A 26,626-nucleotide genomic window follows, 5' to 3' on the forward strand; every position below is an offset into this window, starting at 1 on the left:
GACTCAACGAGAGAATGCGATCCGGGACGAACCCCCGGGACCGACACCGGGTGCGATTGCGCGCGGTGATCGAACGCCCCCGAGGGTAGACCGACCTGGCACGAGGTGCAACAACCACCCCCCGGCGTGCCGCGAATCTCCGCACGGAAGCTACCGGCCCGTGACCTGAACCCCGGTCTGGTCGACCGGCAGCTCGATGACTTCGAATCGTGCAACGTCCACCGACGCCGGAATTATTCCGTCGACCGTCAGGGCGAGCACGGTCGGCCCGGCGCCGGACACCGTCGCCGCGACCCCGGCGGCACGCAGGTCGTGCACCAGGCGCCCGGTCGCCGGGTACGCGGGGGCGCGGTAGTCCTGGTGCAGGCGGTCCTCGGTGGCGGGCAGCAGCAGCGACGGATCGCTGGTCAGGGCGTGCACGGCGAGCGCCGCGCGGCCCGCCGAGAACGCGGCGTCGGCGTGCGGCACCTTCTCCGGCAGCAGCCCGCGCGTCGCCTCCGTGGACGACTTGACCGACGGCACCGCCACGACCGGGCGGATCGACGGGTGCGGCGTCAGCCGTTCCGCGTGAAAACGGCCCTTTTCACACCATGCCAGGACGAACCCGCCCAGCAGGCTGGCGGCGGCGTTGTCCGCGTGCCCCTCGAACTCGGCGGCCAGCTGAACCGCGTCGCCGTCCAGCGGCCGCTCCGCGAGGGCGTACCCGGCGGCGATCCCGGAGACCACCGCCGCGGCCGAGGAACCGAGCCCGCGCGCGTGCGGGATCTTGTTGAAGCACCGCAGGTGCAGCCCCGGCGGCGTGACGCCGAGGTGCTCGCACGCGCGCCGCAGTGCCCGCACCACGAGGTGCGTCTCGTCGGTGGGCACGTCCTCCACCCCACCGGCCCCGGCGTCGAACACCTCGACCTTCAGCCCGGCGTCGGTGACCTGCACCTCGACGACGTCGTGCAGCGCGAGCGCCAGCCCGAGCGCGTCGAAGCCCGGGCCGAGGTTCGCGCTCGACGCCGGGACGGTCACCTTCAGAGCGGTCACGTCAGCTCCAGCGCCGCGGCGACGGCCTGCGGGTCCACCGCCAGCGGCTCCACCTCGACGTTGCCCTCCAGCGCGGTGCCCGGGTCCTTGAGGCCGTGGCCGGTGACGGTGCACACGACCGTCGAGCCCTTCGGCAGGCGGCCGTCGGCGGCGGTGGCGAGCAGGCCCGCGACGCTGGTCGCCGACGCCGGCTCCACGAACACGCCCTCCTTGCTGGCCAGCAGGCGGTACGCGGCGAGGATCTTCTCGTCGGTCACCGCCTCGAACAGGCCGCCGGAGGCGTTCTTCGCCTTGACCGCGCCCTCCCAGGAGGCCGGGCTGCCGACGCGGATCGCGGTCGCGATCGTCTCCGGCTCGGCGACCGGCTCACCCTTGACCAGCGGAGCCGCGCCCGCCGCCTGGAACCCGAACATGCGCGGGGTGTTCTTCACCACACCGTCCGCGGCGTACTCGGAGTACCCGGCCCAGTAGGCGGTGATGTTGCCCGCGTTGCCCACCGGCAGGCAGTGGATGTCCGGCGCCTGGCCGAGTACGTCGCAGATCTCCCACGCGGCGGTCTTCTGGCCGATCAGGCGCACCGGGTTGACCGAGTTGACCAGCGTGACCGGGTGGTCGATCGCGGTCTTGCGGGCGAGTTCGAGGCAGTCGTCGAAGTTGCCGTCGATCTGCAGGATGCGCGCGCCGTGCAGGATGGCCTGCGCGAGCTTGCCCATCGCGATCTTGCCCTGCGGGATCAGGACCGCGCAGGTCAGTCCCGCGCGCGCGGCGTAGGCCGCGGCCGAGGCCGAGGTGTTGCCGGTCGAGGCGCAGATGACCGCCTGCAGGCCGCTGGCCTTCGCGTGGGTGATCGCCACCGTCATGCCGCGGTCCTTGAAGGACCCGGTCGGGTTGGCGCCCTCGACCTTCAGGTAGACGGTCGAGCCGGTCAGCTCGGACAGGTGCGGCGCGGGCATCAGCGGCGTGTTGCCCTCGCCGAGGGTGATGACCTCCGCCCCGGCCGGAACCGGTACCCGGTCGGCGTACGCCTCGATGATCCCGGGCCAGCCGGCCTTCGCAGTCATGAATCCTCGCCTTCCACCCGCATTACGCTCACGACCTCGTTGACGACGTCCATTTTCCCGATGGCCTCGACGGTCGCCTCGAGCGCCGCGTCCGGTGCGAGGTGCGTCACGATGACGAGGCTGGCGGTGTCGTGCCGGTCACGCTGCCGGACGGCGGCGATGCTCACCTCGTGGGCCGCGAACACCTGCGCGACCTGCGCGAGCACACCCGGCTTGTCGGCCACGTCGAGGCTGACGTGGTAGCGCGTCGGGGTCTGGCCCATCGGCCGCACCGGCAGCTGGGCGTGCGCCGACTCGCGCGGGCCGCGGCCGCCGAGCACCCGGTTGCGGGCCACCGCGACCAAGTCGCCGAGCACCGCGCTGGCCGTCGGCGCGCCACCGGCGCCCTGGCCGTAGAACATCAGGCTGCCCGCCGCGTCCGCCTCGACGAACACGGCGTTGAACGCGCCACCGACGTTCGCCAGCGGGTGGGTGCGCGGGAGCATCACCGGGTGCACGCGCGCGGACACCGACTCCGCGCCGTCCTCGCCCTCGACGCGCTCGCAGATCGAGAGCAGCTTCACCGTGCGGCCCAGCGCCTTCGCCGCCGCGATGTCCGAAGCGGACACGTTCGAGATGCCCTCGCGGTGCACGTCGGACCCGGTGACGCGGGTGTGGAACGCCAGCGAGGCGAGGATGGCCGCCTTGGACGCGGCGTCGTAGCCGTCCACGTCCGCGGTCGGGTCCGCCTCCGCGTAGCCGAGCCGGCTGGCCTCGTCGAGGGTCTCGGCGTAGCCGGCGCCCGTGGAGTCCATCGCGGACAGGATGAAGTTGGTGGTGCCGTTGACGATGCCCATCACCTTGGTGATGCGGTCACCGGCCAGCGACTCGCGCAGCGGGCGCAGCAGCGGGATCGCGCCGGCCACCGCCGCCTCGAAGTAGAGGTCGGCGCCGCTGGAGTCGGCCGCCTCGAACAGCTCCGCGGAGTACTCGGCCAGCAGCGCCTTGTTCGCCGTGACGACCGACTTCCCCTTGCGCAGCGCGGTGAGCAGCCACTCGCGCACCGGGTCGACGCCGCCGATCAGCTCGACCACGACGTCCACATCGGACTCCACGAGCGCGGCGGCGTCGTTGGTCAGCAGGTGCTGCGGCAGCTCGGGGTGCTTGTCCGGGCGGCGCACCGCGATGCCGGCCAGCTCGACCGGGGCGCCGGCGCGGGCGGCGAGCTCGTCGGCCTGCTCGGTGAGCAGCCGCGCGACCTCGGCGCCGACCGTGCCGCAGCCCAGCAGCGCGACGCGCACCGTCTTGCCGTCTACAGTGGACATTGCAGTCACGACACCTCCAGCTGCAGCATGTCGTCGATCGTCTCGCGGCGCAGGAGCAGCCGCGCGCTGCCGTTGCGGACCGCGACGACCGCGGGGCGCGGCTGCCGGTTGTAGTTGCTGGCCATGGAGTAGCAGTACGCGCCGGTCGCCGCGACGGCGAGCAGGTCGCCGGGAGCGAGGGTGTCCGGCAGCCAGCAGTCCCGCACGACGATGTCGCCGGACTCGCAGTGCTTGCCCACCACGCGGCTCAGCGCCGCGCCGACCTGCTCGCTCGTCCCGTCGTCGCTCGCGCGCGACACCAGGCGGACGTCGTACACCGCGTCGTAGAGCGGCGTGCGGATGTTGTCGCTCATCCCGCCGTCTACGCTGACGTAGCGCCGGGACTCGTTGTCCCCCAGCGACACGTCCTTGATGGTGCCCACCTCGTACAGCGTCACCGTGCCGGGGCCGGCGATGGCGCGGCCCGGCTCACCCGCGATGCGCGGCACCGGGAGCCCGGCGAACTCGCACTCCTTACGGACGATCTCGCGGATCTGGGTGATCATCTGCGCCGGCGGGGGCGGGTTGTCCTTGTCGGTGTAGGCGATGCCGAACCCGCCGCCGAGGTCCACCAGCGACAGCTGCTCCAGCAGCTGCTCGCCGTGCTCCTTGACCAGTTCGGCCATCAGCCCGATGACGCGGCGCGCGGCGACCTCGAAGCCGTCGGCGTCGAAGATCTGCGACCCGATGTGGCTGTGCAGGCCGACCAGGCGCAGCGACGGCGCGTTCAGCACCCGGCGCACCGCCTCCGCGGCGTCGCCCGCGGCCAGCGAGAAGCCGAACTTCTGGTCCTCGTGGGCGGTCGCGATGAACTCGTGCGTGTGCGCCTCGACGCCGACCGTGACGCGGATCAGCACCTTCTGCTCGACGTCGAGCCGCGCCGCGACGTCGGCCAGCCGCGCGATCTCGTAGTAGGAGTCCAGCACGACCGTGCCGACCCCGGCGCCGACCGCGGTCTCCAGCTCGGCGACCGACTTGTTGTTGCCGTGGAAGGTGATCCGCTCCGGCGGGAAGCCGGCGCGCAGCGCGACCGCGAGCTCGCCGCCGCTCGCGACGTCCAGGCTCAGGCCCTGCGCGGCGACCCAGCGGGCCACCTCGGTGCACAGGAACGCCTTGGCCGCGTAGTGCACCAGCGACGGGTCGTCGAACGCCTCGGCGTACTCGGCGCAGCGCGACTTGAAGTCGGCCTCGTCGACGACGAACAACGGCGTGCCGTAGGTCTCGGCCAGCTGCCGCACGTCGACGCCCGCGATCCGCACCACGCCGTCCGGGGCGCGGTAGGAGTTGCGGGGCCAGACCTTCGGGTAGAGCCGGTCGAGCTCTTCGGAACTGGACGGGGGGAAACCGGAGGTGTCGGCATGCGGGTAGACCTCCGCGTGCCGCGGGCCGGCGGGGTGAGCCATCTGGGATTACATCCGTTCCGGAGCTGAGACACCGAGCAGGGCGAGGCCGTTCGCGAACACCTGCCGCGCGGCCTCGCACAGGGCGAGGCGGGCGTAGGTGAGCGGCGTGGCTTCCTCGTCGCCCTTGGGCAGGACCTGCGCGACGGCGTAGAACTTGTGGAACGCGCCGGCGAGGCTTTCCAGGTAACGCGCCACGCGGTGCGGTTCACGCAGCTCGGCGGCGCGCTGCACGACCGTCGGGAACTCCCCGATCGTGCGGATGAGGTCACCCTCGCGGTCGAGGGTGAGCAGCCCGAAGTCGGCGTCGTTGTCGAACTTCAGTCCGAGGTCGGCGGCGTTGCGCTGGAGCGAGGCGAGCCGGGCGTGCGCGTACTGCACGTAGTAGACCGGGTTCTCGTCGCTGCTCTTGCGCAGCAGGTCGAGGTCGATGTCGATGCTGGAGTCGACGGAGTAGCGGGTCAGTTCGTAGCGGGCGGCGTCCACGCCGACGGCCTCGACGAGGTCCTCCATCGTGATCACCGTGCCCGCGCGCTTGCTCATCCGGACCGGCTTGCCCTCGCTGACCAGGTTCACCAGCTGGCCGATCAGCACCTCGACCACCGACGGGTCGTGGCCCATCGCGGCCGCGGCGGCCTTCAGCCGGGCGATGTAGCCGTGGTGGTCCGCGCCGAGCATGTAGATGCACAGGTCGAAGCCGCGGCCGATCTTGTCCTGCAGGTAGGCGATGTCACCGGCGATGTAGGCGGGCGCGCCGTCGCTCTTGATGACCACGCGGTCCTTGTCGTCGCCGAACTCGGTGGAGCGCAGCCACCAGGCGCCGTCGGCGTGGTAGAGGCTGCCGTTCTCCTTGAGGCTCTCGACGGCCTTCTCCACCGCGCCGCTCTGGTGCAGCGAGTCCTCGTGGAAGTAGACGTCGAAGTCGGTGCCGAACTCGTGCAGGCTCTTCTTGATCTCGCCGAACATCAGGTCGACGCCGATGCGGCGGAACGTTTCGTTGCGCTCGTCCTCCGGCAGCGACAGCGCGCTGGGCTCCTGGCGCAGGACCTCGGCGGCGATGTCGCTGATGTAGGCGCCCGCGTAGCCGTCCTCCGGCGCGGGGTCGCCCTTCGCGGCGGCGATCAGCGACCGGACGAACCGGTCGATCTGCGCGCCGGCGTCGTTGAAGTAGTACTCGCGCGTGACGTCGGCGCCCTGCGCCTGCAGGACCCGGCCGAGCGCGTCGCCCACCGCGGCCCAGCGGGTGCCGCCGAGGTGGATCGGGCCGGTCGGGTTCGCCGACACGAACTCGAGGTTGATCTTGCGGCCGGCCAGTGCGGTGCCGCGGCCGTAGGCGTCGCCGAGGGTGAGGACCTGGCGGATCTGCTCGCCCTGGGCGTCGGCGGCCAGCCGGAGGTTCACGAACCCGGGGCCCGCGATCTCGGCGGAGTCGATGCCGTCGGTGGCGGCGAGCGCGTCGGCCAGCTCCTGGGCGAAGTCGCGCGGGGCCAGGCCGGCCTTCTTCGCCACCTGCAGCGCGATGTTGGTGGCGTAGTCTCCGTGTTCCGGGTTGCGCGGGCGCTCGACGGTCACCGTGGCGGGGAGCACGGCGGGGTCGGCGCCACGGGCGGTGAGCACCTGCGCGGCGGACGTACGGACCAGGTCAGCTAGGGCCTCGGGAGTCACCAGCCGAGTGTAAGGGCCGCGACCTCGGCCGTTGACAGGGACCGAACACGGGGTCCCTAAACTCTACCCGGGTATATCCACTTGACGGGAGACGCGGGAGCCATGGCCAGCGGCACTAAGAAGAAGGGCGCACCGAAGAAGGGCAGCGTGAAGGCGGCCCGCGGCTCGGTGGTGTCCAAGAAGGGTGTGCCCTGGGGCACGATCATCTCGGTGGTCGCGGTGGTCGCGCTCGCCGCCGTGGTGGTCACCTACTACCTGGTCCAGTCGGCGCCCAAGCGCGCGCTGGCCAGCTGGGCGCCCACCGCGGACAACCCGGACCCGTCGCTGAGCATCCCCGGCATCGTCACCGGCCAGTACCAGGCCAGCGTGCACATCCTGCCGACCGAGCGGGTGGCCTACGACCACAACCCGCCCTACGGCGGCCCGCACGACGGCTACTGGGCGGCGTGCAACGGCGTCGTCTACCCCGTCGCGGTGCGCACGGAGAACATGGTGCACTCGCTCGAGCACGGGGCCGTGTGGATCGCCTACAACCCCGACCAGGTCAGCGGTGACGCGCTGAACACGCTCAAGTCCAAGGTCGAGGGCAAGCCGTACACGATGATGTCGCCCTACCCCGGTCTGGATTCCGCGGTCTCCCTGCAGTCCTGGGGTCACCAGCTGAAGGTCGGCTCGGCCACCGACGAGCGGATCGACCAGTTCATCACCGCGCTGCGGACCAACCAGAACACCTACCCGGAGGTCGGTGCCTCGTGCGACGCCCTCGGCGCGGGCGCCTTCGACCCGGACAACCCGCCGCCGTTCGACCCGACGCCGCCGGGCCCGGACGCGAAGCCGATGGACTACCAGGGTTCCGCGGGCACGCAGCAGGACACCGGGATGCCCAGCTCGGCCCCGACGTCCTGATCCTGATGGCGGACGAAGAAGACGCTCCGGTGGCGGACCGGCCGGGCCCCCGTCCGGTCGTCATCGGCGCGACGGTGGTCGTGGTGCTGCTGGTCGGCGCGGTGCTCGGGATGTTCCTGACGTCGTTGGCGCGGGGTCCGGAGACCTCCGCCACGCCCGCGGAGGGTTCGGTCGAGGTCGGGTTCGCGCAGGACATGTCGGTGCACCACCTGCAGGCCGTGACCATGGCCAGCTGGGAGCGCGACCACACGAGCGATCCGCAGCTGAAGCAGCTGGCGTTCGACATCGAGTCCACGCAGCGCGAGCAGGTCGGCCGGATGAAGGGCTGGCTCATGCTGTGGGGCCAGCCCGAGCAGGCCACGGGCGAGTACATGACGTGGATGACGGCCGGCGCCGGGCACGACCACATGGCGATGGCGCCGACGTCGTCCGCCGCGGCGGCCGCGGGCGCGCCGATGCCCGGCATGGCGACCAACGAGGAGCTGGCGAAGCTGCGCTCGCTGTCCGGCGCGGAGCTGGACGTGTACTTCCTGCAGCTGATGCTGCGGCACCACCAGGGCGGCACCGAGATGGCGCAGTACGCGCACGACCACACGTCCGTGTCCGCGGTCAAGGCGCTGACGCAGAGCATCCTGACGTCGCAGGGCGCGGAGATGACGGTGATGCGGAACATGCTCAGCGCGCGGGGCGCGCAGCCACTGCCGTTCCCCTGACACTCCCGGGAGCGAGGCGCACCGGGGCGCTCAGTCCGTGATCACCAGCTGAGTTCCTGGCAACGCGCCGCCGATTCGCGTGGTTCGCACTGCAGCGTGGCGTGCTCGATCGAGTACTGGTCCTTGAGGAGCGTCTGCGCGGCGGCGAGGACCTCGGCAGGCTGCGCGGTGCGTTCCAGGGTGAGGTGCGCGGAGGCGACCTCCATGCCCGAGGTGAGCGTCCACACGTGCAGGTCGTGCACGTCGCACACCCCGGCGAGCTCGGCGAGTTCCGCGCTGATTCGTTCGACGTCCACCTCGGCGGGGGCGTGCTGGAACAGGATGCGCAGCGCACGCCGGGCGAGGGTGAAGGTGCGCGGCAGCACGAACAGTCCGATCGCGACACCGATGAGGGCGTCCGCGTAGCGCCAGCCGGTGGTCAGGGTGATCACGCCGCTGACGAGGACGCCGACCGACCCGATCAGGTCGGCGAGGACCTCCAGGTACGCGCCGCGCAGGTTGAGGCTCTCCTTGGAGCCGTCGCGGAGCAGCGCGAAGGCGACGACGTTCGCGGCGAGCCCGGCGACCGCCACGAGCAGCACGGGCAGGCCGGGCACCTCGGGCGGGTTCGCGAGCCGTTCGACGGCCTCGAAGATCACGTAGCCGGCGACCCCGAAGAGCAGGACGGCGTTGGCCAGCGCGGCGAGCACCTCGGCGCGGTAGAGCCCGAAGGTGCGCCGGTAGGTCGGCCCGGACCGGCGCGCCAGGACGATCGCCGTGAGGGCCATCGCCAGCCCGAGGACGTCGGTGAGCATGTGCCCGGCGTCGGAGATCAACGCGAGCGACCCGGTGACCACCCCGACGACGACTTCGAGCAACAGGAAGGCGACGCCGATCCCGAGCGCCGCGGCGAGCCGTGGCAGGTAGCGGGCGGACGCGCTACCGGGCGGTTGGTGCCCGTGTCCGTGGCCGTGTCCCATGCGCTGGTGTCCTCCTCTGTCCCGCATCGGGAATATATAGTGATATGCGCATGTATTCAAGGGCAGGTAAGGCTTGCCTTCTTCGCGCAGCCTAACCGAGCGGCGGCCGTGCCGCCCCCTCCGAAGGGGTAGCCGCTCACAAGGTGGAAACACGGGTGCGCTAGGCTGTGTCACGTCGCCCAGCGATGGGCCCTCGTAGCTCAGGGGATAGAGCACTGCCCTCCGGAGGCAGGTGTCGCAGGTTCGAATCCTGCCGAGGGCACCCAGGTTCCAACACACAAAGCCGGCCCCTACCAGCGAGAACGCGGTAGGGGCCGAGTCATGTTCACCGGCCGACCACGGCGGAGCCCGATCAAGATCGGGGATCTGTGCGCAATGTTGTGTGCGCGCAGCACGGAGCCGACTGCGCCACGGTGGCCGCGGAAAATCCCCGCCCCAGCCAGGTTCGATCAGAAGATGCTCGCGAAGATCGCCGGGATGGCGCCGTCGGGCAGGGCGATGGCCGAGCGCGTCCACGCCGTGGTCCGGGCCGCCGCGCCGGCCCTCGAACCGAAGCTGTGGCGCTGGATGCACGCCTACGCCCTGGACGGCAAAGTCTCGACGGTCCGATGTGGTCGACCGGTTCGCCCTGACCGGTGTCACTTCCGAGGTGGAGGAGCTGGTCGAGCGAGTGGTGAGCCGCACGGCCGGAACCGGACCAGTCGGCGGGCAGCCCGGACCGCGTTGCGCTGCCGCGGCTTACAGGCTGCGGCAGGATGATCGTCATGACCCTGCCGACGTTCCGCCAGGTCGTCCTCGACTGCACCGACGCCCGGCAGCTCGCGGAGTTCTACCGCGAGCTGCTCGGGCTGGTGTACCGGCCGGGCGACGAGGACGGCGACGCCGACTGGCTCGTGCTGCGCACCCCGGACGGCCGCCCCCAGCTGGCCTTCCAGCAGGTCGGCACACTGCCGGCGGCAACGTGGCCGGATGGCCCGGTGCCGCAGCAGCTGCACCTCGACCTCACCGTGCCCACCAAGACCGACCTGCAGGCCCAGCACGAGCGGGCGCTGCGCCTCGGCGCCCGGCTGCTCCGCGACCGCAGCGACGACCCCGACGAACCGTTGTACGTCTACGCCGATCCGGCCGGGCACCCGTTCTGCATCTTCGTCGGCTAGACGGTCAGCACGATCTTCCCGCGCGTGCGGCCTTGCTGGCTCAAGCGCCACGCCTCGGCGGCCTCTGCGAGCGGGAACGTCCGGTCGACGTGCACCATCAGCTTGCCCTCGTCCGCCAGGCGCGCCAGCTCGGCCAGCTCGGCGCCGTCCGGGCGGACCCACACGTAGCCGTGCGCGCCGACAGCCGGGTTCGCGATCGACGCGATCCGGTCCGGGCTCACGAACTCGCGGGACACCTCCACCGCGTCGCCGCCCACGAAATCCACCGCGGCGTCGATCGGGCCGAGCTCGCGGAGCCGGTCCGCCAGGCCCTCGCCGTAGGTGACCGGCTCCGCACCCAGCTCACGCAGGTAGTCGTGGTTGCGCTCGCTCGCCGTGCCGATCACCCGCGCGCCCAGCGCGACCGCGATCTGCGTGCCGAACGAGCCGACGCCACCGGCCGCGGCGTGGATCAGCACCGTCTCACCGGCCTTGATCCCGACCCGCTTCAACGAGCGGTACGCCGTCTGCCCGGCCAGCGGCACACCCGCGGCCTGCGCGAAATCCAGCGAGCGCGGCTTCTTCGCGAGCATCCGCACGTTCGCGGTCACCAGCTCGGCGTACGCACCCTGCTGCACCCAGTCCTTGCGGACGTACCCGAACACCTCGTCGCCGACGGCGAACTCCCCGGAGTCGAAGCCCACCTGCTCGACCACGCCCGCCACGTCCCAGCCGGGCACAAGCGGGAACCGGACCTCCATCAGGGCGTCCAGCCCGCCCGCGGCGAGCTTCCAGTCGACCGGGTTCACCCCGGCGGCCTTGACCCTGACCAGGACCTCCGCCGGACCGACCTTGGGATCCGGGACATCGGCCAGCCGGAGGTCGTCCGCCGAGCCGTACTCCCGCAGCGCGATTGCCTTCATGCCCGGCGCAACGGTGCGCCCGCGACGGGATATTCCAGCGCCGGCGAGTTTCGCCGGTTCGTGCCCGGGCACACCCGTACATGGCCACTGCACGGCCGGACCGCAACGCTGGGACCGTCGCCGCGCTGGTGTGCGGAATCAGCACGGAAATCGCCGTCACGGCCGCCGCGGTCCGGCTGCACGCCAAGGCGGCGTGCGAGCGGGCGGCCGACGAGCGAGCCAGGGCAGCACGGCGACGCGAAGAGGCGAAACGGCTCACGAACGAGTCACGTGCCCTGCGAAGGCGGCAGCGACCGGCTCGCTGAGGTGGAATGATGGGGAGATGACCGAGGCAGCGGACGACCGGAACCGCGCGGCGAACGAACGCGACGACCTGGCGGACGCACGCGACCGGGCAGCCGACCGCCGGGACAGGGCAGCCATCGACCGGGACACCCTCGCGGAGATCGAGGCGGCGCAGAACCGGCGGGAGCGGCACGCCATCTTCACGTCGCTGGCGAACGCCGAGGCCCGGGAGCGGGCCGCGCTGCAACGTGAAGCCGAAGCGACCCGGCGGGAAAAGGAACTGGCGACGGACGACCCGGACGCGGTGGCCGCGTTCATGGCGGAGGCCGAGTCGGACCGGCTCGCGGCGGCAGGCGACCGCGCCGCCGCGGCGGAGGACCGGTTCGACGTCCGGACGTTCCTCAACAAGGCGGCGAGCGACCAGGGCTCGGCGAGAACATCCCGGCACCAGGCGGCGCGGGACCGGGGAGCGTCACACGAGGACCGCTCGGCGTCCCAGGGCGACCGCGACGCGTCGCTGTCCGACCGCGAGCAGAGCGAGATCGAGCTGAACACCGGCCCCTACCCGCCGCACCGCTGATCACCGCACGGATACCGCCGTCGGGTGAGCAAGGATGAGCCCGTCGCGCTGATCGCCGTGGCGAAGGCCGCCGGGGTGTCCAAGACGACCGGGTCGGACGCGTTGCCTGATTCCGGCCGGGTGTCGGAGCGGACGAAGCAGCACGTGGTGCCGTGGCGCGGCGGCTCGGCTGCACCCCGAACCCGGCCGCGCGCTCGCTGCGGCGCGCCGGCACCGGCGTGATCGGGCTGCACCTGCCGGAGATCCTCACCCGCTCCGAGTACTACATGTCGTTCGTGTTCGGCGTGGTCGACCAGGCCGTGGGAGCCGGTTCACCGGCGACGAATCGGCGGGCGTCGTGCTGTCCGTCGACCTCACTGCCGCCGCTTCACCGGCGACGAGGGCAGGCGGCTGGTCCGGGTCGGGTTCGACATGCGCGAGGGCCTGGTGCTGCACGAGCTGAGCTTCACCGACGGCGGACGGCTGCGGCCGGTCGTGCACCGCGCGTCGGTGGCCGAGATGGTCGTGCCCTACGCCGACCCCGGGCCCATCAGGTTCTGGCAGAACTACTTCGACACCGGCGAGTACCAGCTCGGCAAGCTGTCCAACTCGCTGGAGCTCTGCTGCGACTGCCTCGGCGAGATCACTTACCTGGACGCGATCGTCGCCGACGACGAGGGCAAGCCGGTGACGCTGGCCGACGCGATCTGCATCCACTTCGACGTGCCTGCTCCGGGCGGGGCGCACTGCCACTAGCACGGGGGCTGAGGTGCACGAGTTCGCCCGGGACGCGGCCCCGTCGGTCGCCGACGAGATCGACCTGGTGCGGCGCAGCCCGTTCGCGCTGCTGGTGACACCGTCCGATGGCGCGCCGGTCGCCACGCACCTGCCGGTGGTGTTCCCGGCGCGGCTGGGACGACGTGGTGCTGCTGGGGCACTGCCTTCCGATGTGCGGGCCAGGGTGCGCGACGACGTCGGCGGCGGGCTGGCGGACTTCATGCTGCGCTACGACGGGCCACCAGCTCCGCGATGATCCGCACGCCCTCCTCGATCTCGCCCGGCGACCTCGCGGCGTAGCCGAGCACCAGGCCGGGCGCGCCGGGGCGCTGGCGGTGCCAGGACAGCGGCTGCACCTTGACCCCGCGGGTCAGCGCCGCGGTCGCCAGGTCCACATCGGACAGCTCACGGTCGAACGTGATCATCAGGTGCAGGCCGGCCGCCGCGCCGTGCACGCGCACACCGGGCAGGTGGCGGCGGACCGCGTCGATCATCGCGTCCCGGCGGCGCCGGTGGCGGCGGCGCACGAAGCGCAGGTGCCGCTCCAGCTCGCCGGATGTCATGAGGTGCCCCAGCACCAGCTGCGGCAGCACCGCGTTGCCCAGGTCGGCGTACCGCTTCGCGTCCACGAGGTCCCGCTGGTACCGCGGGGGCACCAGCAGCCAGCCGATCCGGAGCGCCGGGGCGAGCAGCTTCGAGATGCTGCCCGCGTAGCAGACCCGCTCCGGCAGCATCGAGCGCAGCGCGGGCACCGGCGGGCGGTCGTACCGGTGCTCGGCGTCGTAGTCGTCCTCGACGATCAGGCCGCCCCACCGCATGAGCTCGCGCCGCCGCTCGCCGCCGAGCACCACGCCCGCCGGGAACTGGTGCGCGGGCGTCAGCAGCACCGCGGGCGACCGCAGTTCGGACACCAGGACGCCCTCGTCGTCGACCGGCACCGGCGGAGTGGCCAGGCCGCTGGTGCGGAGGTGCTGCCGCGCGCCGAGCGAGCCGGGGTCCTCCACCGCGACCTCGCCGATGCCGTGCGCGCGGAACACCGTCGCGAGCAGGCCGAGCGCCTGCGCGACCCCGGCGACCACGACGACGTCGGCGGGATCGGCGCGGATGCCCCGGTTTCGGGCCAGCCAGTTCGCCACCGCCAGCCGGAACGCCGGCGCGCCCCGCGGGTCGCCGTACCCGAAGTCCGCCGCCGAGAGCCCGCCGAGCACCGCCCGTTCCGCCCGCAGCCACGCCACCCGCGGGAACGCGGCCAGGTCCGGCACGCCCGGGGTGAGGTCGATGCGGGCCGGCGCCGCGCGCAACCGGTCGAAGACGTCCGGCCGAGGCTCGAACACGACGTCCGCGCTCGGCGCGGGAGCCGGTGCGGGCGACGCGGTGACGGGCACCGCCACCACGACGGTCCCGCCACGGCCGCGCCCTGCGACGTGCCCGTCCTCGACGAGCCGCTGGTACGCCTCGGTCACCACCCCGCGCGACACGCCCAGCTCGGCCGCCAGCGTCCGCGTCGGCGGCAGCCTGCTGCCCACCGGCAGCCGCCCGTCCGCGATCGCGTCCCGCAGGCGCGCCGCGAGCCACGCCGACCGCCCGCCCGGCGGGGCCTCGCCGATGTCGAGCTGGAGGAAGTCCGATCCCGTTACGGACCTCTCGACGGGCTCGGGTTTGGACCTGTCCACCGGACCAGTATCCCGCCAGGCTGGTCCCATGTCCGTCGAATTCCTGCTCACCGCGCTGGTCGTCGTGGCCACGCCGGGCACCGGTGCGCTGCTGACCATGAGTGCGGGCCTGGCGCACGGCACGCGCGCGAGCGTCATCGCCGCGGTGGGCTGCACGCTGGGCACCGTTCCGCACGCGATCGCCGCCATCACCGGCCTCGCCGCGCTGCTGCACGCCAGCGCCGTGACGTTCCAGGTGATCAAGTACGCCGGGGTGGCCTACCTGCTCTACCTGGCGTGGTCGGCGTTGCGCGAGCCGGACCGGCCGCCGGAGGCGCCCGCGCCCCGCTCGGCCGCCCGCGTGATCGTGTCCGCGGTGCTGGTCAACGTACTCAACCCGAAGCTCACGATCTTCTTCTTCGCGTTCCTGCCGCAGTTCGTGCACCCCGGCGATCCGCGCTCGCTGGTCACGATGGCCGAGCTGAGCGCGGTGTTCATGGCCCTGACGCTGGTCGTGTTCGTCGCCTACGGGGCGGGCGCCGCGGCGATGCGCGACCGCGTGCTGTCCCGGCCGCGGGTGCGGGCGTGGATGCGCCGGATGTTCGCGGGCACGTTCGCCGCCCTCGCCGTCCGGCTGGCCGCCGAATGATGTGCTTCCGGCACTCCGACGCGATCTGGTCGGACTTCCCGCAGCTGGTGCCGGGCGTGCTGTTTGCGGAACACGCGCGGCCGTCCGGTGATCCGTCGCGCTACTGGCGGATCGCGGCGGAACGGCTCGCGGCCGGCCCGGAGTCCGCGCTCCCCGAGATCCAGGCGTGGCGGCAGGCGTTCACGCGGATGGGCCTGAAACCGACGCAGTACCGGTGCGCGGCGGAATCGTTGCTGCGCCGCTTCCGCAAGGACGGGTCGCTGCCGTCGATCCACCCGATGATCGACCTGGGCAACGCGGTTTCGCTCGCCTTCGCGATCCCGGTCGCCGTGTTCGACGCGGACGCCGTCGACGGCCTGCTGGAAGTCCGGTACGCCACGGGGAACGAGGAATACGCGGCGTTCTCCGGCGCCACCGAGCACCCGGCCCCGGGCGAGATCGTCTTCGCCGACGAGCACGGCCGGGCGCACGCCCGCCGGTGGACGCACCGGCAGAGCGCGCGATCGGCCGTCACCCCGGCGACGCGGTCGGTACTGATCGTCGCGGAAGCCCTGCATGCCACGGCTGCCACGGACGTGCCCCGGCTGCTCGACGCGCTGGGCGCCGAGCTGCCGGGCTCGGAGGCGACGGTGCTCAGCCGGGACGCGCCGGAGTTCCGCGCGAAACTCCGCTGAGCCGCCGCGTTTCGGCGTGCAACCACCTCGCCGTCTGGACGTCGAACGCGGGCCCGTCGACGGGGATGCGCCTGCCTTCGACGAACGCGCTCAAGGGCTCGGCGGGCGGCGAGTCGAGCGCCCGCACGATCGGGGCCACCGCTTCCCCCACCGGTTTGCCGAACCGCTTCATCCGGTCCACCTGTCGCGCGCTCGCGGCGTCGTACTCACCCGCGAAGCTGGTCGCCGTGACACCCGGGTGCACCAGCACGTAGCGGATCCGCGGGTGCCGCTCGGCGAACGAGACACCGTGGAGGTCGTTGAGCTTGCCGCCCTGGGCCATCGCGTCGATCGGATGGTAGTGCCGGGTGAACTGGAGGTCGTGCCGGTTCACGACGTCCAGCGGGGCGCCCGGCCCGGCGACGTTGACGATCACCGGTCTGTCCGCTTCGGACAGTGCACCGGCCAGCCGCTCCGCCAGCACGAACCGGCTCAGGTAGAACAGGGCGAAGTTGTCCTCGAAGCCCTCCGTGGTCTCGTGCCTGCGGGAGCGGAAGAACCGGGCGCACAGCACGAGCGCGTCGATCCGCGGGTACTTGGCGATGATCTCGTCGGCTGCCGCGTGCGCCGCCGCCACCAGGCTCAGGTCGGCGTGCACGAAGTCCGCGCCCGGCAGCGCCTTCGCCGGGTTCCGGCCCACGACGACCACCCGGTCGCCGCGCGCCAGCAGCTCGCGCGCCACTCCCGCACCGATCCCGGCGGTGCCGCCGGTGATGACGACGGTCCTCATCGCTCCGCCTTCCCGGGCAGCAGCGGGCTCGCCGCCAGCACCACGACGAGCGCGCCGACCGCGAACCAGTACACGCCGTGGAAACCGGCCATCGCGTCGCCCGCGGTTTCCAGGATCAGCGTCACGACGACCACGCCGATCGACGCGCCGAGCTGGTTGAGCATGTACAGCGCCGAGCTGCCCTGCGGCACCAGCTCCGCGGGCAGGGTCCGGTACAGCGAACCCATCGTGGGCGCGCCGACGAAGCCGAGCCCCAGGCCCATGACGAACGCGGCCACCGCGGGCCACGCCTGGCCCGCGTCCGGGCCCATCCAGGTGAACGCGAGCCCGGCAAGCAGGGCCACGACCGCGCCGGCGCGCACCAGCACCCGCGCCCCGATCCGGTCGGACAGCCGCCCGGCCAGCGGCATCGACAGCGCCCCGCCGAGGCCGACCGGTGCGACGAGCAATCCGGCGGCGAGCACGCCGTGGCCGTGCACCTGCTGGTAGTAGAGCGGGAGGACGAACAAGTTCGCGAACGTGCCGAGCCCGACGAGCGCCATCACGGCGACGCTCGCGGTGAACCCGCCCCGCGCGAAGAGGCGCAGATCGATGAGCGGCGCCGCGGCGCGCCTGGCGTGCCCGCCGTACGCGAGCAACAGGACGACACCGGCGACGAGCGGGACCAGGACCGACGCGGTGGCGAACGCGGTGTGCTCCGCGGCCCGCGAAAGCGCCAGGACGAGGGCGGCGAACCCCGGGCCGAGCAGCGCGAGCCCGCGCACGTCGAGCGGTGCCGGAACCGCTGCCGGACCGTCGTCGCGCGGAACCGAGCGCAGCGCGAGCAGCACGGCGACCAGTCCGAGCGGCACGTTGAGCAGGAACATCCAGCGCCACGGGAGCACGTCCAGCACCGCGCCTCCGGCGACCGGCCCGAGCACCGGCCCGAGCGAGAGCACCACGCCCATCAGGCCCATCACGCGCCCGGCGCGAGCGGGTCCCGCGGCGCGCGCGAGCAGCGTCAGGACCAGCGGGTCCAGGATGCCGGCGCCGAGACCCTGCACGACCCGTGCGGCGATGAGGCTGCCGACGTCCCACGCGCACCCGGCGGCCAGCGATCCGGCCAGGAACACGGCCAGCCCGGACAGCCACATCCGGCGTCCGCCGAAGCGGTCCACGGCCCAGGTCGTGAACGGGATGGCGACGGTGACCGCGAGCAGGAAACCGGTGGTGGCCCAGCCGATCGTGCTCAGCGAAGCGCGGAAGTCAGCGGCGAGGACGTCCGTCCCGGTGGCGACCATCGTGCTGTTGAGGATGCCCAGGATCCCGCCGAGCAGGACCGCGGTGATCATCCGGACGAGTGCCGGATCCAGGCGTTCGTCCGCATCGATTGAACTCATGGGTTCAAGTTAGCTTACTGGTCAGGACAAGTGAACCCACGGGTTCAATTCGAGTAGCATCCGGGTATGGCCACGCGTGGACGCATCGACAAACGGCAGGCGATCCTGGACGCGGCGTTCACGGTGTTCGCGCGGCAGGGCTACGCGCAGGCGTGCGTCGCCGAGGTCGCAGCCGAAGCCGGCGTGGCGAAGCCGACGGTCTACAACCACTTCACCGAGAAGGCGAACCTGTTCCGCGAGGCGATGACGGCGGAGGCAGCCAAGGCGATCGCGGAGAACCTGGCGGCGGTGGACCGGCTCCGCGACGCGGGCGAGGACCTGCGGGCCCTGCTGGAGCAGGTGGGCCGCCGGCTGATCGACTGCTACACCGACGACCGGTCGTGGGCCTTCCGGCGGCTCCTGCAGGCCGAACTGGCGCGCTTCCCGGAACTGCTGGACACCGTCCAGACGCGCGCCGGAACCAACGTCGTGACCGACGCGCTGGCCGACCGCCTGGCCCGCCTCGCCCTGGACGGCCGGTTGAAGATCACGGACCCGGCGCAGGCCGCGGAGCAGTTCGGGGCGCTGCTCACCGCGCCACTGGAGTCGCGGACCCGGCTGGGCACGCGGGCGCTCCCGGCGGCCGAACGGGACGCCGTCGCCGCCGCGGCCGTCGACACCTTCCTGCGCGCCTACGGCTGACCGGCCGTGCCGGGAGCGGTGCGCCCCCGGCACGGCCTCCCCTCAGGCGTTGGCCAGCATCCCGTGCGGGTCGAGCACGTACTTGCGTGCCGCGCCCTGGTCGAATTCCTGGTAGCCCCGCGGGGCCTCGGCCAGGGGGATCGGCGTCGCGTTGACGGCCTTCGCGATCTGGACCCGGTCGTGCAGGATGGCCATCATCAGGCGCCGGTGGTAGCGCATCACGGGGCACTGGCCGGTGGTGAACGCGTGCGACTTCGCCCAGCCGAGGCCGATCCGGATGGACAGCGAGCCGTGCCGGGCGGCTTCGTCGGCCGCACCCGGGTCACCCGTCACGTACAGGCCCGGGATGCCCAGTGCGCCGCCCGCCGCGGTGATGTCCATCAGCGAGTTCAGCACCGTCGCCGGGTGCTCGTCGGACGCTTCCTTGCCGTGCCCGCGCGCCTCGAACCCGACCGCGTCGACACCGCAATCGACCTCGGGCACGCCGAGGATCTCCGCGATCTGGTCCTTCGGGTCGCCCTTCGACACGTCCACGGTCTCGCAGCCGAAGCTGCGGGCCTGCTCCAGCCGGTCGGCGTTGAGGTCGCCGACGATCACCACCGCCGCGCCGAGCAGCTGCGCCGACGCCGCCGCGGCCAGCCCGACCGGTCCGGCGCCCGCGATGTACACGGTCGACCCGACACCGACGCCCGCACTGACGCAGCCGTGGAAACCGGTCGGGAAGATGTCGGACAGCATGGCCAGGTCGAGGATCTTCTCCATGGCCTGGTCGCGGTCCGGGAACTTCAGCAGGTTCCAGTCCGCGTACGGCACCATCACGTACTCGGCCTGCCCGCCGACCCAGCCGCCCATGTCGACGTAACCGTAGGCCGACCCCGGCCGGTCCGGGTTGACGTTGAGGCAGATCCCGGTCTTGCCCTCCTTGCAGTTGCGGCACCGTCCGCAGGCGATGTTGAACGGCACCGAAACCAGGTCGCCCTCCTTGATGAACTCGACGTCCCGGCCCGTCTCGACCACCTCGCCGGTGATCTCGTGGCCCAGCACCAGCCCTTCCGGCGCAGTCGTGCGGCCGCGCACCATGTGCTGGTCGCTGCCGCAGATGTTGGTCGCGACGTTCTTGAGAATGACACCGTGCTGGGTTTCCCGGCCCACGTTGGCCTGGTGCACGCCGGGGCCGTCCTTCATCGAGAAGGTCGGGTAGTCGATGGTGTCGACCTCGACCTTGCCGGGTCCCAGATAGGTGACCGCTTTGTTGCCCGCCATGAGTTCTGCCGCCTCGATTCCTCGTTCGCCGTTGAACGGTCAGGACCCGATGCTAGGAACGTCCGCGGCGCCGGGCCTAGGGCCGGAAGACCATTCCGGAAAGCGCTCGCGAGCCGCCCAGCGCGTCACGGGCGCGAACCCGAGACCGGTCAGCAGGAACAGCGCGCCGAGGACCAGCCACCCCACCGCACCGCCGCCGAGGACCAACGTCGTCAGCAACACCGGCCCTGCCATGCGGGCGATCGCCACGCCGGAGGCGAAGAACCCCTGGTACTGGCCCTGTTTCCCGTCGGGCGCCAGCGTGAAGCTGATCTCCCAGGCGCCCGCGGCGAGCAGCATCTCCCCCGCCACCTGGATGCCGGCCGCGACGAGCAGCACCACCCAGACGCTCGCCGACGACGCGTACACCGCGCAGGCGAGCAGCATCAGGATCCCGGCGCCGCGCGCGGCACGGGCGGCGGTCCGCAGCCCCGACACCCGGCGCGCGACCCGGACCTGGAACAACACCACGCTCACCGTGTTGACCAGCAGCAGCGCCGACACCAGCCAAGCAGGCGCGTCCGTCCGCTCGACCATCCACAGTGGAATGACCAGGCTGAGCAGCGGCATGTTCAGCATCATGACCGTGTGCAGCAGGGCCAGTACCGCGTACGGCCGGTCGCGCAGAACCGCCAGGCGAGAGCCGTCGCGGACCACCTCGGCTTCCGGCAGCCGCGACAGGATCACCGCCGCGACCACGAACCCGGCGGCGTCGGCGGCGAACACCACCTGGTAGGCGAGCGCGGTGCCGGCCTGCAGCGCGACGCCCCCGGCCGCGGCGCCGATCGCGAGTCCCGCGTTCGTGGCCGCCTGCAGGTGGGCGCGCACGCGGGTGCGGTGGGCGGGCTCGACCAGACCGGCGAGCAGCGCCTGCCGCGCGGCGGCGAGCCCGCTCTGGCCGCAGGCGTAGGCACCGGCCAGTGCGAGGAAGGCGGGGAACGAGCGGGCGAAGACGAACCCGCCGAGCGCGACGGCCGTGCCGAGCGCGAGCAGCACCGCGACCCGGCGCGGCCCGTACCGGTCGGCGACGTGACCGGCGCCCACCCCGGCGACGGCGCCTGCCGCCCAGCCGAGCGTCAGCCCGAGCCCCACCTGGGCCGGCGGCAGACCGATGACCAGCGTGAAGTACAGGGCGGAGGTGACGTAGTAGGCGCCGTCGCCGAGCGAGTTGACCAGCTGCGCCGAGGCAAGCAACCGCGCGGCGGTCATGACACGAGCGGGCGCGGCCCGTACCGGTCGGCGAGATGGCCCGCACCCACTCCGGCGACGGCACCCGCCGCCCAGCCGAGCGGCAGCCCAGGGGCGGACGTGACGTAACACGAGCCGTCGCCCAACGAATTCACCAACCGCGCCGCGGTGCGCAACCGCGGCGGTTCTACGGCGACCGAATGCCGCATGCACGCGCCCTTCAGCTCGACGAAGCCCCCAGCGCCCCCGCACACCCCCGCGACCGCACCCGCCACCCAGCCGGCGGACGTGACGCAACACGCGCCCTCGCCCAACGAATTCACCAGCCGCGCCGTGGCAAGCAACCGCGGCGGTTCTACGACGACCGGGCGCCGCATGCACGCGCCCTTCAGCTCGACGAAGCCCCCAGCGCCCCCGCCCACCCCCGCGACGCCACCCGCCACCCAGCCGGCGGACGTGACGTAACACGCACCGTCGCCCAACGAATTCACCAACCGCGCCGCGGCAAGCAACCGCGCGGCGGTCATGATACGACCGGGCGCCGTGTGCGCGCCCGCTTCAGCTCGAAGAAGCCGTCGGTGCCCGCGATCAGCACCACCCCGTCCCACAGGCCGCCTGCCGCGTCACCGCGGGGAACCGGCGTGACCACCGGGCCGAAGAAGGCGTTGACCTGGCCGTCGGGGCCGGTCACGTGGATCGCCGGGGTGCCCAGGTCCTCCCCCACCGGCCCGAGCCCCGCCGCCGTGCTTTCGCGAAGCGCGTCGTCGTGCTCGGTGGCGCCGGCGGCGTCCGCGAGGTCCGCGGGCAGGTCGCACTCGGCCAGCGCGTCGCGGTACAGGTCGCGCCCGAGCGGCGCGCGGTCGAGGTGGATCCGCCTGCCCAGCGCGGTGTAGAGGTCACGCAGCACCTCGTTGCCGCACCTGCGCTCCGCCGCGATCGCGACCCGCGCCGGGCCCCAGCCGCTGTCCAGCCACTCCCGGTACCACGGCTCCACCGCACGCCCCTCGTTGAGCAGCGACAGGCTCAACACGTGGAACCGGACCCGGACGTCCCGCACCCGCTCCACCTCCAGCAGCCAGCGCGAGGTGATCCAGGCCCACGGGCACTTCGGGTCGAACCAGAGGTCGGCGGTCGTCATGGCGAAAACGCTAGACACCAGATTGGCCCGGGGTAAGCTCCAATTCCGACCTGCTTGTTTGGGCCATTTCGGAGCCGTGGTGGACCTGCACATCAGCCTGACCGGCGGTGACCTCGTGGCGCAGATCTACCGCCAGGTCCGCGACGCGATCGCCAACGGCCGCCTCCGGCCGGGCGAGCGACTGCCGCCGTCGCGGGAGCTCGCGCGGACCCTGGCCGTCTCCCGCAACACGGTCGCCGCCGCCTACGACCGGCTCACCGCCGAAGGCCTGCTGACCGGCCGCGTCGGGGCCGGGACGTTCGTCGCGGGCACCGCACCGGGACGGCCCCGCCGAGCGCCCCGGGGTGTGCTCGCCGCGCGGCCGTTCTGGGACACGCTGCCGGACCCCGTCGAGGCGGCCCCGGTGCGCTACGACTTCCGCGTCGGCGCCCCGAACGCGAGGCTGTTCCCGCTCCAGACCTGGCGGCGGCTGGTCTCGCAGAGCCTGCGGAGCCACGAAATCCCATCCGGCTACGCCGATCCGTCCGGACACAGTGGACTGCGGGCGGCGATCGCGCGGCACCTCGGCATCGCGCGGTCGGTGCGGGCGGCGGCCGAGGACGTCCTGGTCACCCAGGGCGCGCAGCAGGCGCTCGACCTCGTCGGCCGGGTGCTCGTCGAACCGGGGGCGTGCGTCGCGGTCGAGGAACCCGGCTATCCCCCGGCCCGGCGGCTGCTCGCATCACTCGGCGCGCGGGTCACCGGGGTGCCGGTGGACGGCGAGGGGATCGTCGTGGACCGGATCCCTGGTGCTGCCCGCCTGGTGTACGTGACGCCGTCGCACCAGTTCCCGCTGGGCACGCCGATGTCGCCGGCCCGCCGGGCCGCCCTGCTCGAGTGGGCTGGGCGGCGGGACGCGGTGATCGTCGAGGACGACTACGACAGCGAGTTCCGCTTCGCCGGGCGGCCGCTGGACCCGTTGCAGAGCTTGGACCGCGCTGGGCGGGTCATCTACGTCGGGTCGTTCTCCAAGACGCTGTTGCCGATGCTGCGACTGGGTTTCCTGATCGCGCCCGCCGCGCTGCGGCCCGCGCTGCTCAAGGCCAAGCAGCTCACCGACTGGCACGGCGACCTCACCACGCAGGCCGCGCTCGCCCGGTTCCTGGACGAAGGCCTGCTGACCCGGCACGTCCGGAAGGCCACTCGCGAGTACGCGGCCCGGCACGAGCTGATGCTGCGCACGCTGGAGCGGGAGTTCGGCGAATGGCTCCGGCTCGTGCCCTCGGCGGCGGGCCTGCACGTGTGCGCCAGGTCGGTGGTCGACACGTCGGCCCTGCACGCGCCGGGAGTCGCGTTCGACCGGTTGCACACCTACTACGCCGACTCGCCGCCGGAACAGGGGCTCGCGCTCGGCTACGGGGCCGTGTCGCCGGACGGGATCGTGGCCGGGCTCCGCCTGCTGCGGGACGCTTTCAGGGCAGCAGGAGGACCTGGATCGCGGTGAGGAGACCGGCCGCCGCGACCGCGATGGTCGCCGCGCCGAGGATGTGCCGCGCGCTGCCGGTCGTGGGCGGGCGCCGCACGGCGATGAACCACAGCACCACGACCGCGGCGGCGCACCCAGCGGCGGCGATCTCCAGCGGGGCGCCGCGGATCAGGCCGCTGCGCAGCAGGAGGACGGCCGCGACCGCGGCGGCGAGCGCGGTGCGCTGCCAGGCCAGCGCGGTCCGCTCGGGCTGGAGTCCGGGGTCCCTCATCGGACCGTGGCCAGCGCGACCACGAGGACGACCGCACCGGCGAGCGCGGCCGCCCACCCGACGACGAACGGCAGCCACGTCATCGGCAGCGGCCGCTTGTTGCGCATCGCGCGCTGCACCAGGGCCCAGCGCCGGTAGGCGAACGCCGCGAGCAGGGTGCCGGTGACGGCGAGCAGCGCGGCGAGGACGCCACGCAACCCGGCGACCGAGAACTGGGGGACGAACTGCATGAGCGCCACGGCGCCGGCGATGAGCGCGAGCGCGGTTCGCAGCCACGCCAGGAAGGTGCGCTCGTTGGCCAGGGTGAAGCGGTAGTCGGGCTCCTCCCCCTCTTCGTACCAGCGTGGGCTCATGCGGGTGACGTTACTGTCCGGCGCGCGCCCGGGGCAGTTTGACCGGGTCGTCGTGCAGGTCCTCGAACAGGTCGCCGATTTCCTCCACCCGGTCGAGGACGTCGTCGCTGAGGAACTTCAACTGCGCGGGGCGGCGGCACGCCTCCACCTCGTCCCAGGTGACCGGTGTGGACACGGTCGGCTCCGGGCGCCCGCGCAGCGAGTACGGCGCGACCGTCGTCTTGTGCGGGTTGTTCTGGCTCCAGTCGATGAACACCTTGCCGGGCCGCAGGCTTTTCGTCATCGCCGCGGTGACCTCTCCCGGCGTCTCGGCGGCGAGCTTCTTCGCGGCGGCCTTGGCGTAGGCCGAGGTGTCCTCCGGGGTCGCGGTCTTCACCGCCGCGTACACCTGCAGGCCCTTCGAGCCGCTGGTCTTCGGGTAGAGCCGCAGCCCGTCCGCCGCCAGCAGGTCGCGCAGCCGCTCGGCGACGCGGCAGCACTCGACGATCGTCGCCGGCTCGCCCGGGTCGAGGTCGAACACCAGCAGGTCGGGGTTGCGGCGGGCCCCGCGCGGGCCGACGGTCCACTGCGGCACGTGCAGTTCCAGCGCGGCGAGGTTGGCCGCCCATATCAACGTCGGCACGTCGTTGACCAGCGGATACGCGTTCACGTCCGAGCTCTGACCGCGCCCGCCGCTCGCGATCTTCGCCGTTTTCACCCAGTCGGGGGCGTGCCGTCCGGCGTCCTTCTCGTAGAACGGGTTCGACTGCACCCCGCCCGGCCAGCGGCGGAAGGTGAGCGCCCGGTCCCGCAGGTGCGGCAGGATCACCGGGGCGACGCGCGCGTAGTAGTCGATCACCTGGCCCTTGGTGAACCCGGCTTCGGGGTAGAGCACCTTGTCCAGGTTGGACAACGACAGACGGCGCCCGTCGACCTGCACCGTCACCCTGTCCTCGGCCATGCCCCCAGCCTGCCGCAGCGTGGCGCGCAGTGCATCCCGCACCTTGTCTCGCTGGACGGAACAGATCTTGCTCGGAACCGGTACAGTATGGGAGTAGCTGCACCGATACCGTTCCTCTCACCGGAACGCTACCCCGAGGACCATCGGCTTTGACCACCAAGAGTACCGCCGGACGCAAGCTCGCACCGGCCAACGACAACACCGGCACCGAGGCCGCGGCCCGGGTCGCCGACGTGCTCCTGCTCTTCGCCGGCGGTCCCCGTTACCTGGGGGTGAGCGCGATCAGCCGCGAGCTGGGACTGTCGAAGGCGGTCGTGTTCCGGATCCTGCAGTCGCTGGTGTCGCGTGAGCTGCTGGCGACCGACCCGGGCGTGAACGGCTACCGGCTGGGACAGGCCGCGGCGGCGCTCGGCGCGAGCGCCCTGCGCCGGTTCGACGCCCGCACGGTCGCGACGCCGATACTGCGCCGGCTGCGGGACGAAACCGGCGAGACCACGACGCTGTCCGGCCTGGTCGGCGACGAGCGGGTGTACCTGGACCAGTTCGAGAGCCCGCGCGAGATCAAGATGACGGTGGAGATCGGCCGTCGTTTTCCCCTGCACGCGGGCTCGTCGGGCAAGGTCATCCTGGCTTTCCTGCCGGAGGACCGGCAGGAGTCGGTGCTGCGGCGAACGCTGGAACCGCTGACGGACAAGACGATCACCGACGTCGACACCCTCCGCACCGCACTGGCCGAAACCGCAAGGGAGGGGGTAGCGGTCTCCCTCGGCGAACGCCAAGCCGGAGCCGGCTCGGTCGCCGCACCACTGTTCGGCCCCGACGGCGAGGTCCACGGCTCGATCAGTATTTGTGGCCCGCAATACCGCTTCACCCCGGAGGCGATCGACCGTTATCGGGCCCTGATCCGCGCGGCATCGGAAGAAATCCGGGACAACTGGACCTGGCTCCGCGACAGCGAAGCAGGCAGCGCATAGCGCAAAAGCCTTTGAACACAAGGCAGCTGGGTGGTCATCCCGTCGCCTGACACCGGCGCGATCACCTTGAGCCAGGGCCGCAACCCCGCGCTGGGTCCGGCAGCCGAAAACAGAAAGCTTGCGGCCCTGGCTCAAGGTGATATGCACAAACCGGAAGGCGACGGGATGACCACCCAGCCACCCACCCGAGGTGAGGCGACAACGGTCCCCTGGTCATCCCGGAGCCTGCCCGTCCGGCGAGGACTATCTTTTGATCTCTAAAGCCGCGCTGTCGCGCGAAAAGCGCCTCACGGCGCTTGAAAGGTCACCTTCCGACCACCCCCGCCCCCGATGCCTGATTGTGTTTCAGTCGCCGAGCAGCGGCGTCAAGGCGGGAAAGAGTACCTTGACCCCGCTGATCGGCGACTAAAGATCGGCTGTGGATCGGGGGCG

Annotated in this window: 27 protein-coding genes, 1 tRNA gene and 1 pseudogene; 13 read left to right on the forward strand and 16 right to left on the reverse strand. The window is 72.2% G+C overall.

Annotation, left to right across the window (positions count from 1 at the left end; translation table 11 throughout):
* Window positions 1-150: 150 nt before the first annotated feature.
* Genes thrB through argS form a run of 5 tightly spaced genes read right to left on the reverse strand, consistent with a single transcriptional unit; the run spans window position 151 to window position 6,501 of the window.
* Entirely contained in the window at window positions 151-1,032 is an 882-nt protein-coding gene (thrB, locus tag AMYTH_RS0121475; protein WP_027932044.1) for a homoserine kinase, read from the reverse strand.
* Window positions 1,029-2,093 carry a threonine synthase gene (gene thrC / locus AMYTH_RS0121480; protein WP_027932045.1) on the reverse strand — a complete coding sequence of 355 codons (1,065 nt, stop codon included), beginning with the start codon at window positions 2,091-2,093 and terminating at the stop codon, window positions 1,029-1,031. The genes thrB and thrC overlap by 4 nt, the downstream gene beginning before the upstream one ends.
* Window positions 2,090-3,397, reverse strand: coding sequence for a homoserine dehydrogenase (locus tag AMYTH_RS0121485; RefSeq protein ID WP_027932046.1), 1,308 nt, complete (start codon window positions 3,395-3,397; stop codon window positions 2,090-2,092). The genes thrC and AMYTH_RS0121485 overlap by 4 nt, the downstream gene beginning before the upstream one ends.
* A 5-nt stretch (window positions 3,398-3,402) precedes the next feature.
* Window positions 3,403-4,839, reverse strand: a complete 1,437-nt coding sequence (gene lysA, locus AMYTH_RS0121490; RefSeq protein WP_020417774.1) for a diaminopimelate decarboxylase — start codon at window positions 4,837-4,839, stop codon at window positions 3,403-3,405.
* 6 nt (window positions 4,840-4,845) lie between these two features.
* A complete protein-coding gene (argS, locus tag AMYTH_RS0121495) occupies window positions 4,846-6,501 on the reverse strand; it encodes an arginine--tRNA ligase (RefSeq protein ID WP_027932047.1) in 1,656 nt (551 codons plus the stop codon).
* Window positions 6,502-6,603: 102 nt separating this feature from the next.
* On the opposite strand from argS, the gene AMYTH_RS0121500 reads away from it, so the two are divergent.
* Both AMYTH_RS0121500 and AMYTH_RS0121505 read left to right on the forward strand, forming a co-directional pair.
* Window positions 6,604-7,407 (forward strand): DUF3105 domain-containing protein, encoded by an 804-nt coding sequence (locus AMYTH_RS0121500; RefSeq protein ID WP_027932048.1) that lies wholly within the window; start codon window positions 6,604-6,606, stop codon window positions 7,405-7,407.
* 5 nt (window positions 7,408-7,412) lie between these two features.
* Entirely contained in the window at window positions 7,413-8,120 is a 708-nt protein-coding gene (locus tag AMYTH_RS0121505) for a DUF305 domain-containing protein (RefSeq protein WP_027932049.1), read from the forward strand.
* A 41-nt stretch (window positions 8,121-8,161) separates the two neighbouring features.
* On the opposite strand, the gene AMYTH_RS0121510 is transcribed toward AMYTH_RS0121505, so the two are convergent.
* Window positions 8,162-9,079: a cation diffusion facilitator family transporter gene (locus AMYTH_RS0121510; protein ID WP_027932050.1), complete on the reverse strand. Its 918-nt coding sequence runs from the start codon at window positions 9,077-9,079 to the stop codon at window positions 8,162-8,164.
* 189 nt (window positions 9,080-9,268) lie between these two features.
* On the opposite strand from AMYTH_RS0121510, the gene AMYTH_RS0121515 reads away from it, so the two are divergent.
* Together AMYTH_RS0121515 and AMYTH_RS0121520 are read left to right on the forward strand one after the other, a co-directional pair.
* Window positions 9,269-9,341 (forward strand) — tRNA-Arg (locus AMYTH_RS0121515).
* Window positions 9,342-9,834: 493 nt separating this feature from the next.
* On the forward strand, window positions 9,835-10,236 hold the full coding sequence (locus AMYTH_RS0121520; protein ID WP_027932051.1) for a VOC family protein: 402 nt from the start codon (window positions 9,835-9,837) through the stop codon (window positions 10,234-10,236).
* On the opposite strand, the gene AMYTH_RS0121525 is transcribed toward AMYTH_RS0121520, so the two are convergent.
* Window positions 10,233-11,138 carry an NADP-dependent oxidoreductase gene (locus tag AMYTH_RS0121525; protein WP_027932052.1) on the reverse strand — a complete coding sequence of 302 codons (906 nt, stop codon included), beginning with the start codon at window positions 11,136-11,138 and terminating at the stop codon, window positions 10,233-10,235. The two genes, AMYTH_RS0121520 and AMYTH_RS0121525, sit on opposite strands and share 4 nt — an antisense overlap.
* A 322-nt stretch (window positions 11,139-11,460) precedes the next feature.
* On the opposite strand from AMYTH_RS0121525, the gene AMYTH_RS0121530 reads away from it, so the two are divergent.
* The 4 genes and pseudogenes from AMYTH_RS0121530 (at window position 11,461) to AMYTH_RS0121545 (ending at window position 13,015) form a co-directional block, all read left to right on the forward strand.
* A complete protein-coding gene (locus tag AMYTH_RS0121530; RefSeq protein WP_027932053.1) occupies window positions 11,461-12,003 on the forward strand; it encodes a hypothetical protein in 543 nt (180 codons plus the stop codon).
* A 24-nt stretch (window positions 12,004-12,027) separates the two neighbouring features.
* Window positions 12,028-12,225 (forward strand): LacI family DNA-binding transcriptional regulator, encoded by a 198-nt coding sequence (locus tag AMYTH_RS0121535; RefSeq protein WP_027932054.1) that lies wholly within the window; start codon window positions 12,028-12,030, stop codon window positions 12,223-12,225.
* A 171-nt stretch (window positions 12,226-12,396) separates the two neighbouring features.
* Window positions 12,397-12,699, forward strand: a pseudogene (locus AMYTH_RS0121540) (copper amine oxidase); the annotation flags it as partial.
* A gap of 52 nt (window positions 12,700-12,751) precedes the next feature.
* Complete coding sequence (locus AMYTH_RS0121545) at window positions 12,752-13,015, forward strand: PNPOx family protein (protein WP_027932056.1); 264 nt, start codon at window positions 12,752-12,754, stop codon at window positions 13,013-13,015.
* Here AMYTH_RS0121545 and pdxR (AMYTH_RS0121550) read toward each other — a convergent pair.
* Entirely contained in the window at window positions 12,978-14,432 is a 1,455-nt protein-coding gene (gene pdxR, locus AMYTH_RS0121550; protein ID WP_027932057.1) for a MocR-like pyridoxine biosynthesis transcription factor PdxR, read from the reverse strand. The genes AMYTH_RS0121545 and pdxR (AMYTH_RS0121550) overlap by 38 nt on opposite strands.
* Before the next feature lie 28 nt (window positions 14,433-14,460).
* Between pdxR (AMYTH_RS0121550) and AMYTH_RS0121555 the strand changes: the two genes are divergently transcribed.
* Complete coding sequence (locus AMYTH_RS0121555) at window positions 14,461-15,060, forward strand: LysE family translocator (RefSeq protein WP_027932058.1); 600 nt, start codon at window positions 14,461-14,463, stop codon at window positions 15,058-15,060.
* Window positions 15,057-15,734, forward strand: coding sequence for a B3/B4 domain-containing protein (locus AMYTH_RS0121560; protein WP_157360636.1), 678 nt, complete (start codon window positions 15,057-15,059; stop codon window positions 15,732-15,734). The genes AMYTH_RS0121555 and AMYTH_RS0121560 overlap by 4 nt, the downstream gene beginning before the upstream one ends.
* Here AMYTH_RS0121560 and AMYTH_RS0121565 read toward each other — a convergent pair.
* Both AMYTH_RS0121565 and AMYTH_RS0121570 read right to left on the reverse strand, forming a co-directional pair.
* On the reverse strand, window positions 15,694-16,503 hold the full coding sequence (locus AMYTH_RS0121565; RefSeq protein ID WP_027932060.1) for an SDR family NAD(P)-dependent oxidoreductase: 810 nt from the start codon (window positions 16,501-16,503) through the stop codon (window positions 15,694-15,696). The genes AMYTH_RS0121560 and AMYTH_RS0121565 overlap by 41 nt on opposite strands.
* A complete protein-coding gene (locus AMYTH_RS0121570) occupies window positions 16,500-17,882 on the reverse strand; it encodes a DHA2 family efflux MFS transporter permease subunit (RefSeq protein WP_027932061.1) in 1,383 nt (460 codons plus the stop codon). Before AMYTH_RS0121570 ends, AMYTH_RS0121565 begins: the two co-directional genes overlap by 4 nt.
* Window positions 17,883-17,948: 66 nt before the next feature.
* Between AMYTH_RS0121570 and AMYTH_RS0121575 the strand changes: the two genes are divergently transcribed.
* Complete coding sequence (locus tag AMYTH_RS0121575) at window positions 17,949-18,563, forward strand: TetR/AcrR family transcriptional regulator (RefSeq protein WP_027932062.1); 615 nt, start codon at window positions 17,949-17,951, stop codon at window positions 18,561-18,563.
* Window positions 18,564-18,605: 42 nt separating this feature from the next.
* Here the strand turns inward: AMYTH_RS0121575 and fdhA are convergent, their stop codons facing one another.
* The 3 genes from fdhA to AMYTH_RS0121595 form a co-directional block, all read right to left on the reverse strand.
* Window positions 18,606-19,826, reverse strand: a complete 1,221-nt coding sequence (gene fdhA, locus AMYTH_RS0121580; RefSeq protein WP_027932063.1) for a formaldehyde dehydrogenase, glutathione-independent — start codon at window positions 19,824-19,826, stop codon at window positions 18,606-18,608.
* A gap of 39 nt (window positions 19,827-19,865) precedes the next feature.
* Window positions 19,866-21,074, reverse strand: coding sequence for an MFS transporter (locus tag AMYTH_RS0121585; RefSeq protein ID WP_037322631.1), 1,209 nt, complete (start codon window positions 21,072-21,074; stop codon window positions 19,866-19,868).
* 502 nt (window positions 21,075-21,576) lie between these two features.
* Window positions 21,577-22,191 carry a mycothiol-dependent nitroreductase Rv2466c family protein gene (locus tag AMYTH_RS0121595; RefSeq protein ID WP_027932066.1) on the reverse strand — a complete coding sequence of 205 codons (615 nt, stop codon included), beginning with the start codon at window positions 22,189-22,191 and terminating at the stop codon, window positions 21,577-21,579.
* A 79-nt stretch (window positions 22,192-22,270) separates the two neighbouring features.
* Here AMYTH_RS0121595 and pdxR (AMYTH_RS0121600) point away from each other — a divergent pair, with 79 nt between their 5' ends.
* Entirely contained in the window at window positions 22,271-23,674 is a 1,404-nt protein-coding gene (pdxR, locus tag AMYTH_RS0121600; RefSeq protein WP_027932067.1) for a MocR-like pyridoxine biosynthesis transcription factor PdxR, read from the forward strand.
* On the opposite strand, the gene AMYTH_RS0121605 is transcribed toward pdxR (AMYTH_RS0121600), so the two are convergent.
* From AMYTH_RS0121605 to ligD, 3 genes are read right to left on the reverse strand one after another with little or no spacing between them, the layout of a single operon-like run.
* Window positions 23,643-23,927: a DUF202 domain-containing protein gene (locus AMYTH_RS0121605; protein WP_027932068.1), complete on the reverse strand. Its 285-nt coding sequence runs from the start codon at window positions 23,925-23,927 to the stop codon at window positions 23,643-23,645. The genes pdxR (AMYTH_RS0121600) and AMYTH_RS0121605 overlap by 32 nt on opposite strands.
* Window positions 23,924-24,280, reverse strand: coding sequence for a YidH family protein (locus tag AMYTH_RS0121610; protein ID WP_027932069.1), 357 nt, complete (start codon window positions 24,278-24,280; stop codon window positions 23,924-23,926). Before AMYTH_RS0121610 ends, AMYTH_RS0121605 begins: the two co-directional genes overlap by 4 nt.
* A gap of 10 nt (window positions 24,281-24,290) precedes the next feature.
* Window positions 24,291-25,220, reverse strand: a complete 930-nt coding sequence (gene ligD, locus AMYTH_RS0121615; protein WP_027932070.1) for a non-homologous end-joining DNA ligase — start codon at window positions 25,218-25,220, stop codon at window positions 24,291-24,293.
* 149 nt (window positions 25,221-25,369) lie between these two features.
* Between ligD and AMYTH_RS0121620 the strand changes: the two genes are divergently transcribed.
* Window positions 25,370-26,194, forward strand: coding sequence for an IclR family transcriptional regulator (locus tag AMYTH_RS0121620; protein ID WP_020417745.1), 825 nt, complete (start codon window positions 25,370-25,372; stop codon window positions 26,192-26,194).
* The last annotated feature ends 432 nt before the right edge of the window (window positions 26,195-26,626 follow it).

This window comes from Amycolatopsis thermoflava N1165, assembly GCF_000473265.1.
Lineage (GTDB): Bacteria > Actinomycetota > Actinomycetes > Mycobacteriales > Pseudonocardiaceae > Amycolatopsis_E > Amycolatopsis_E thermoflava.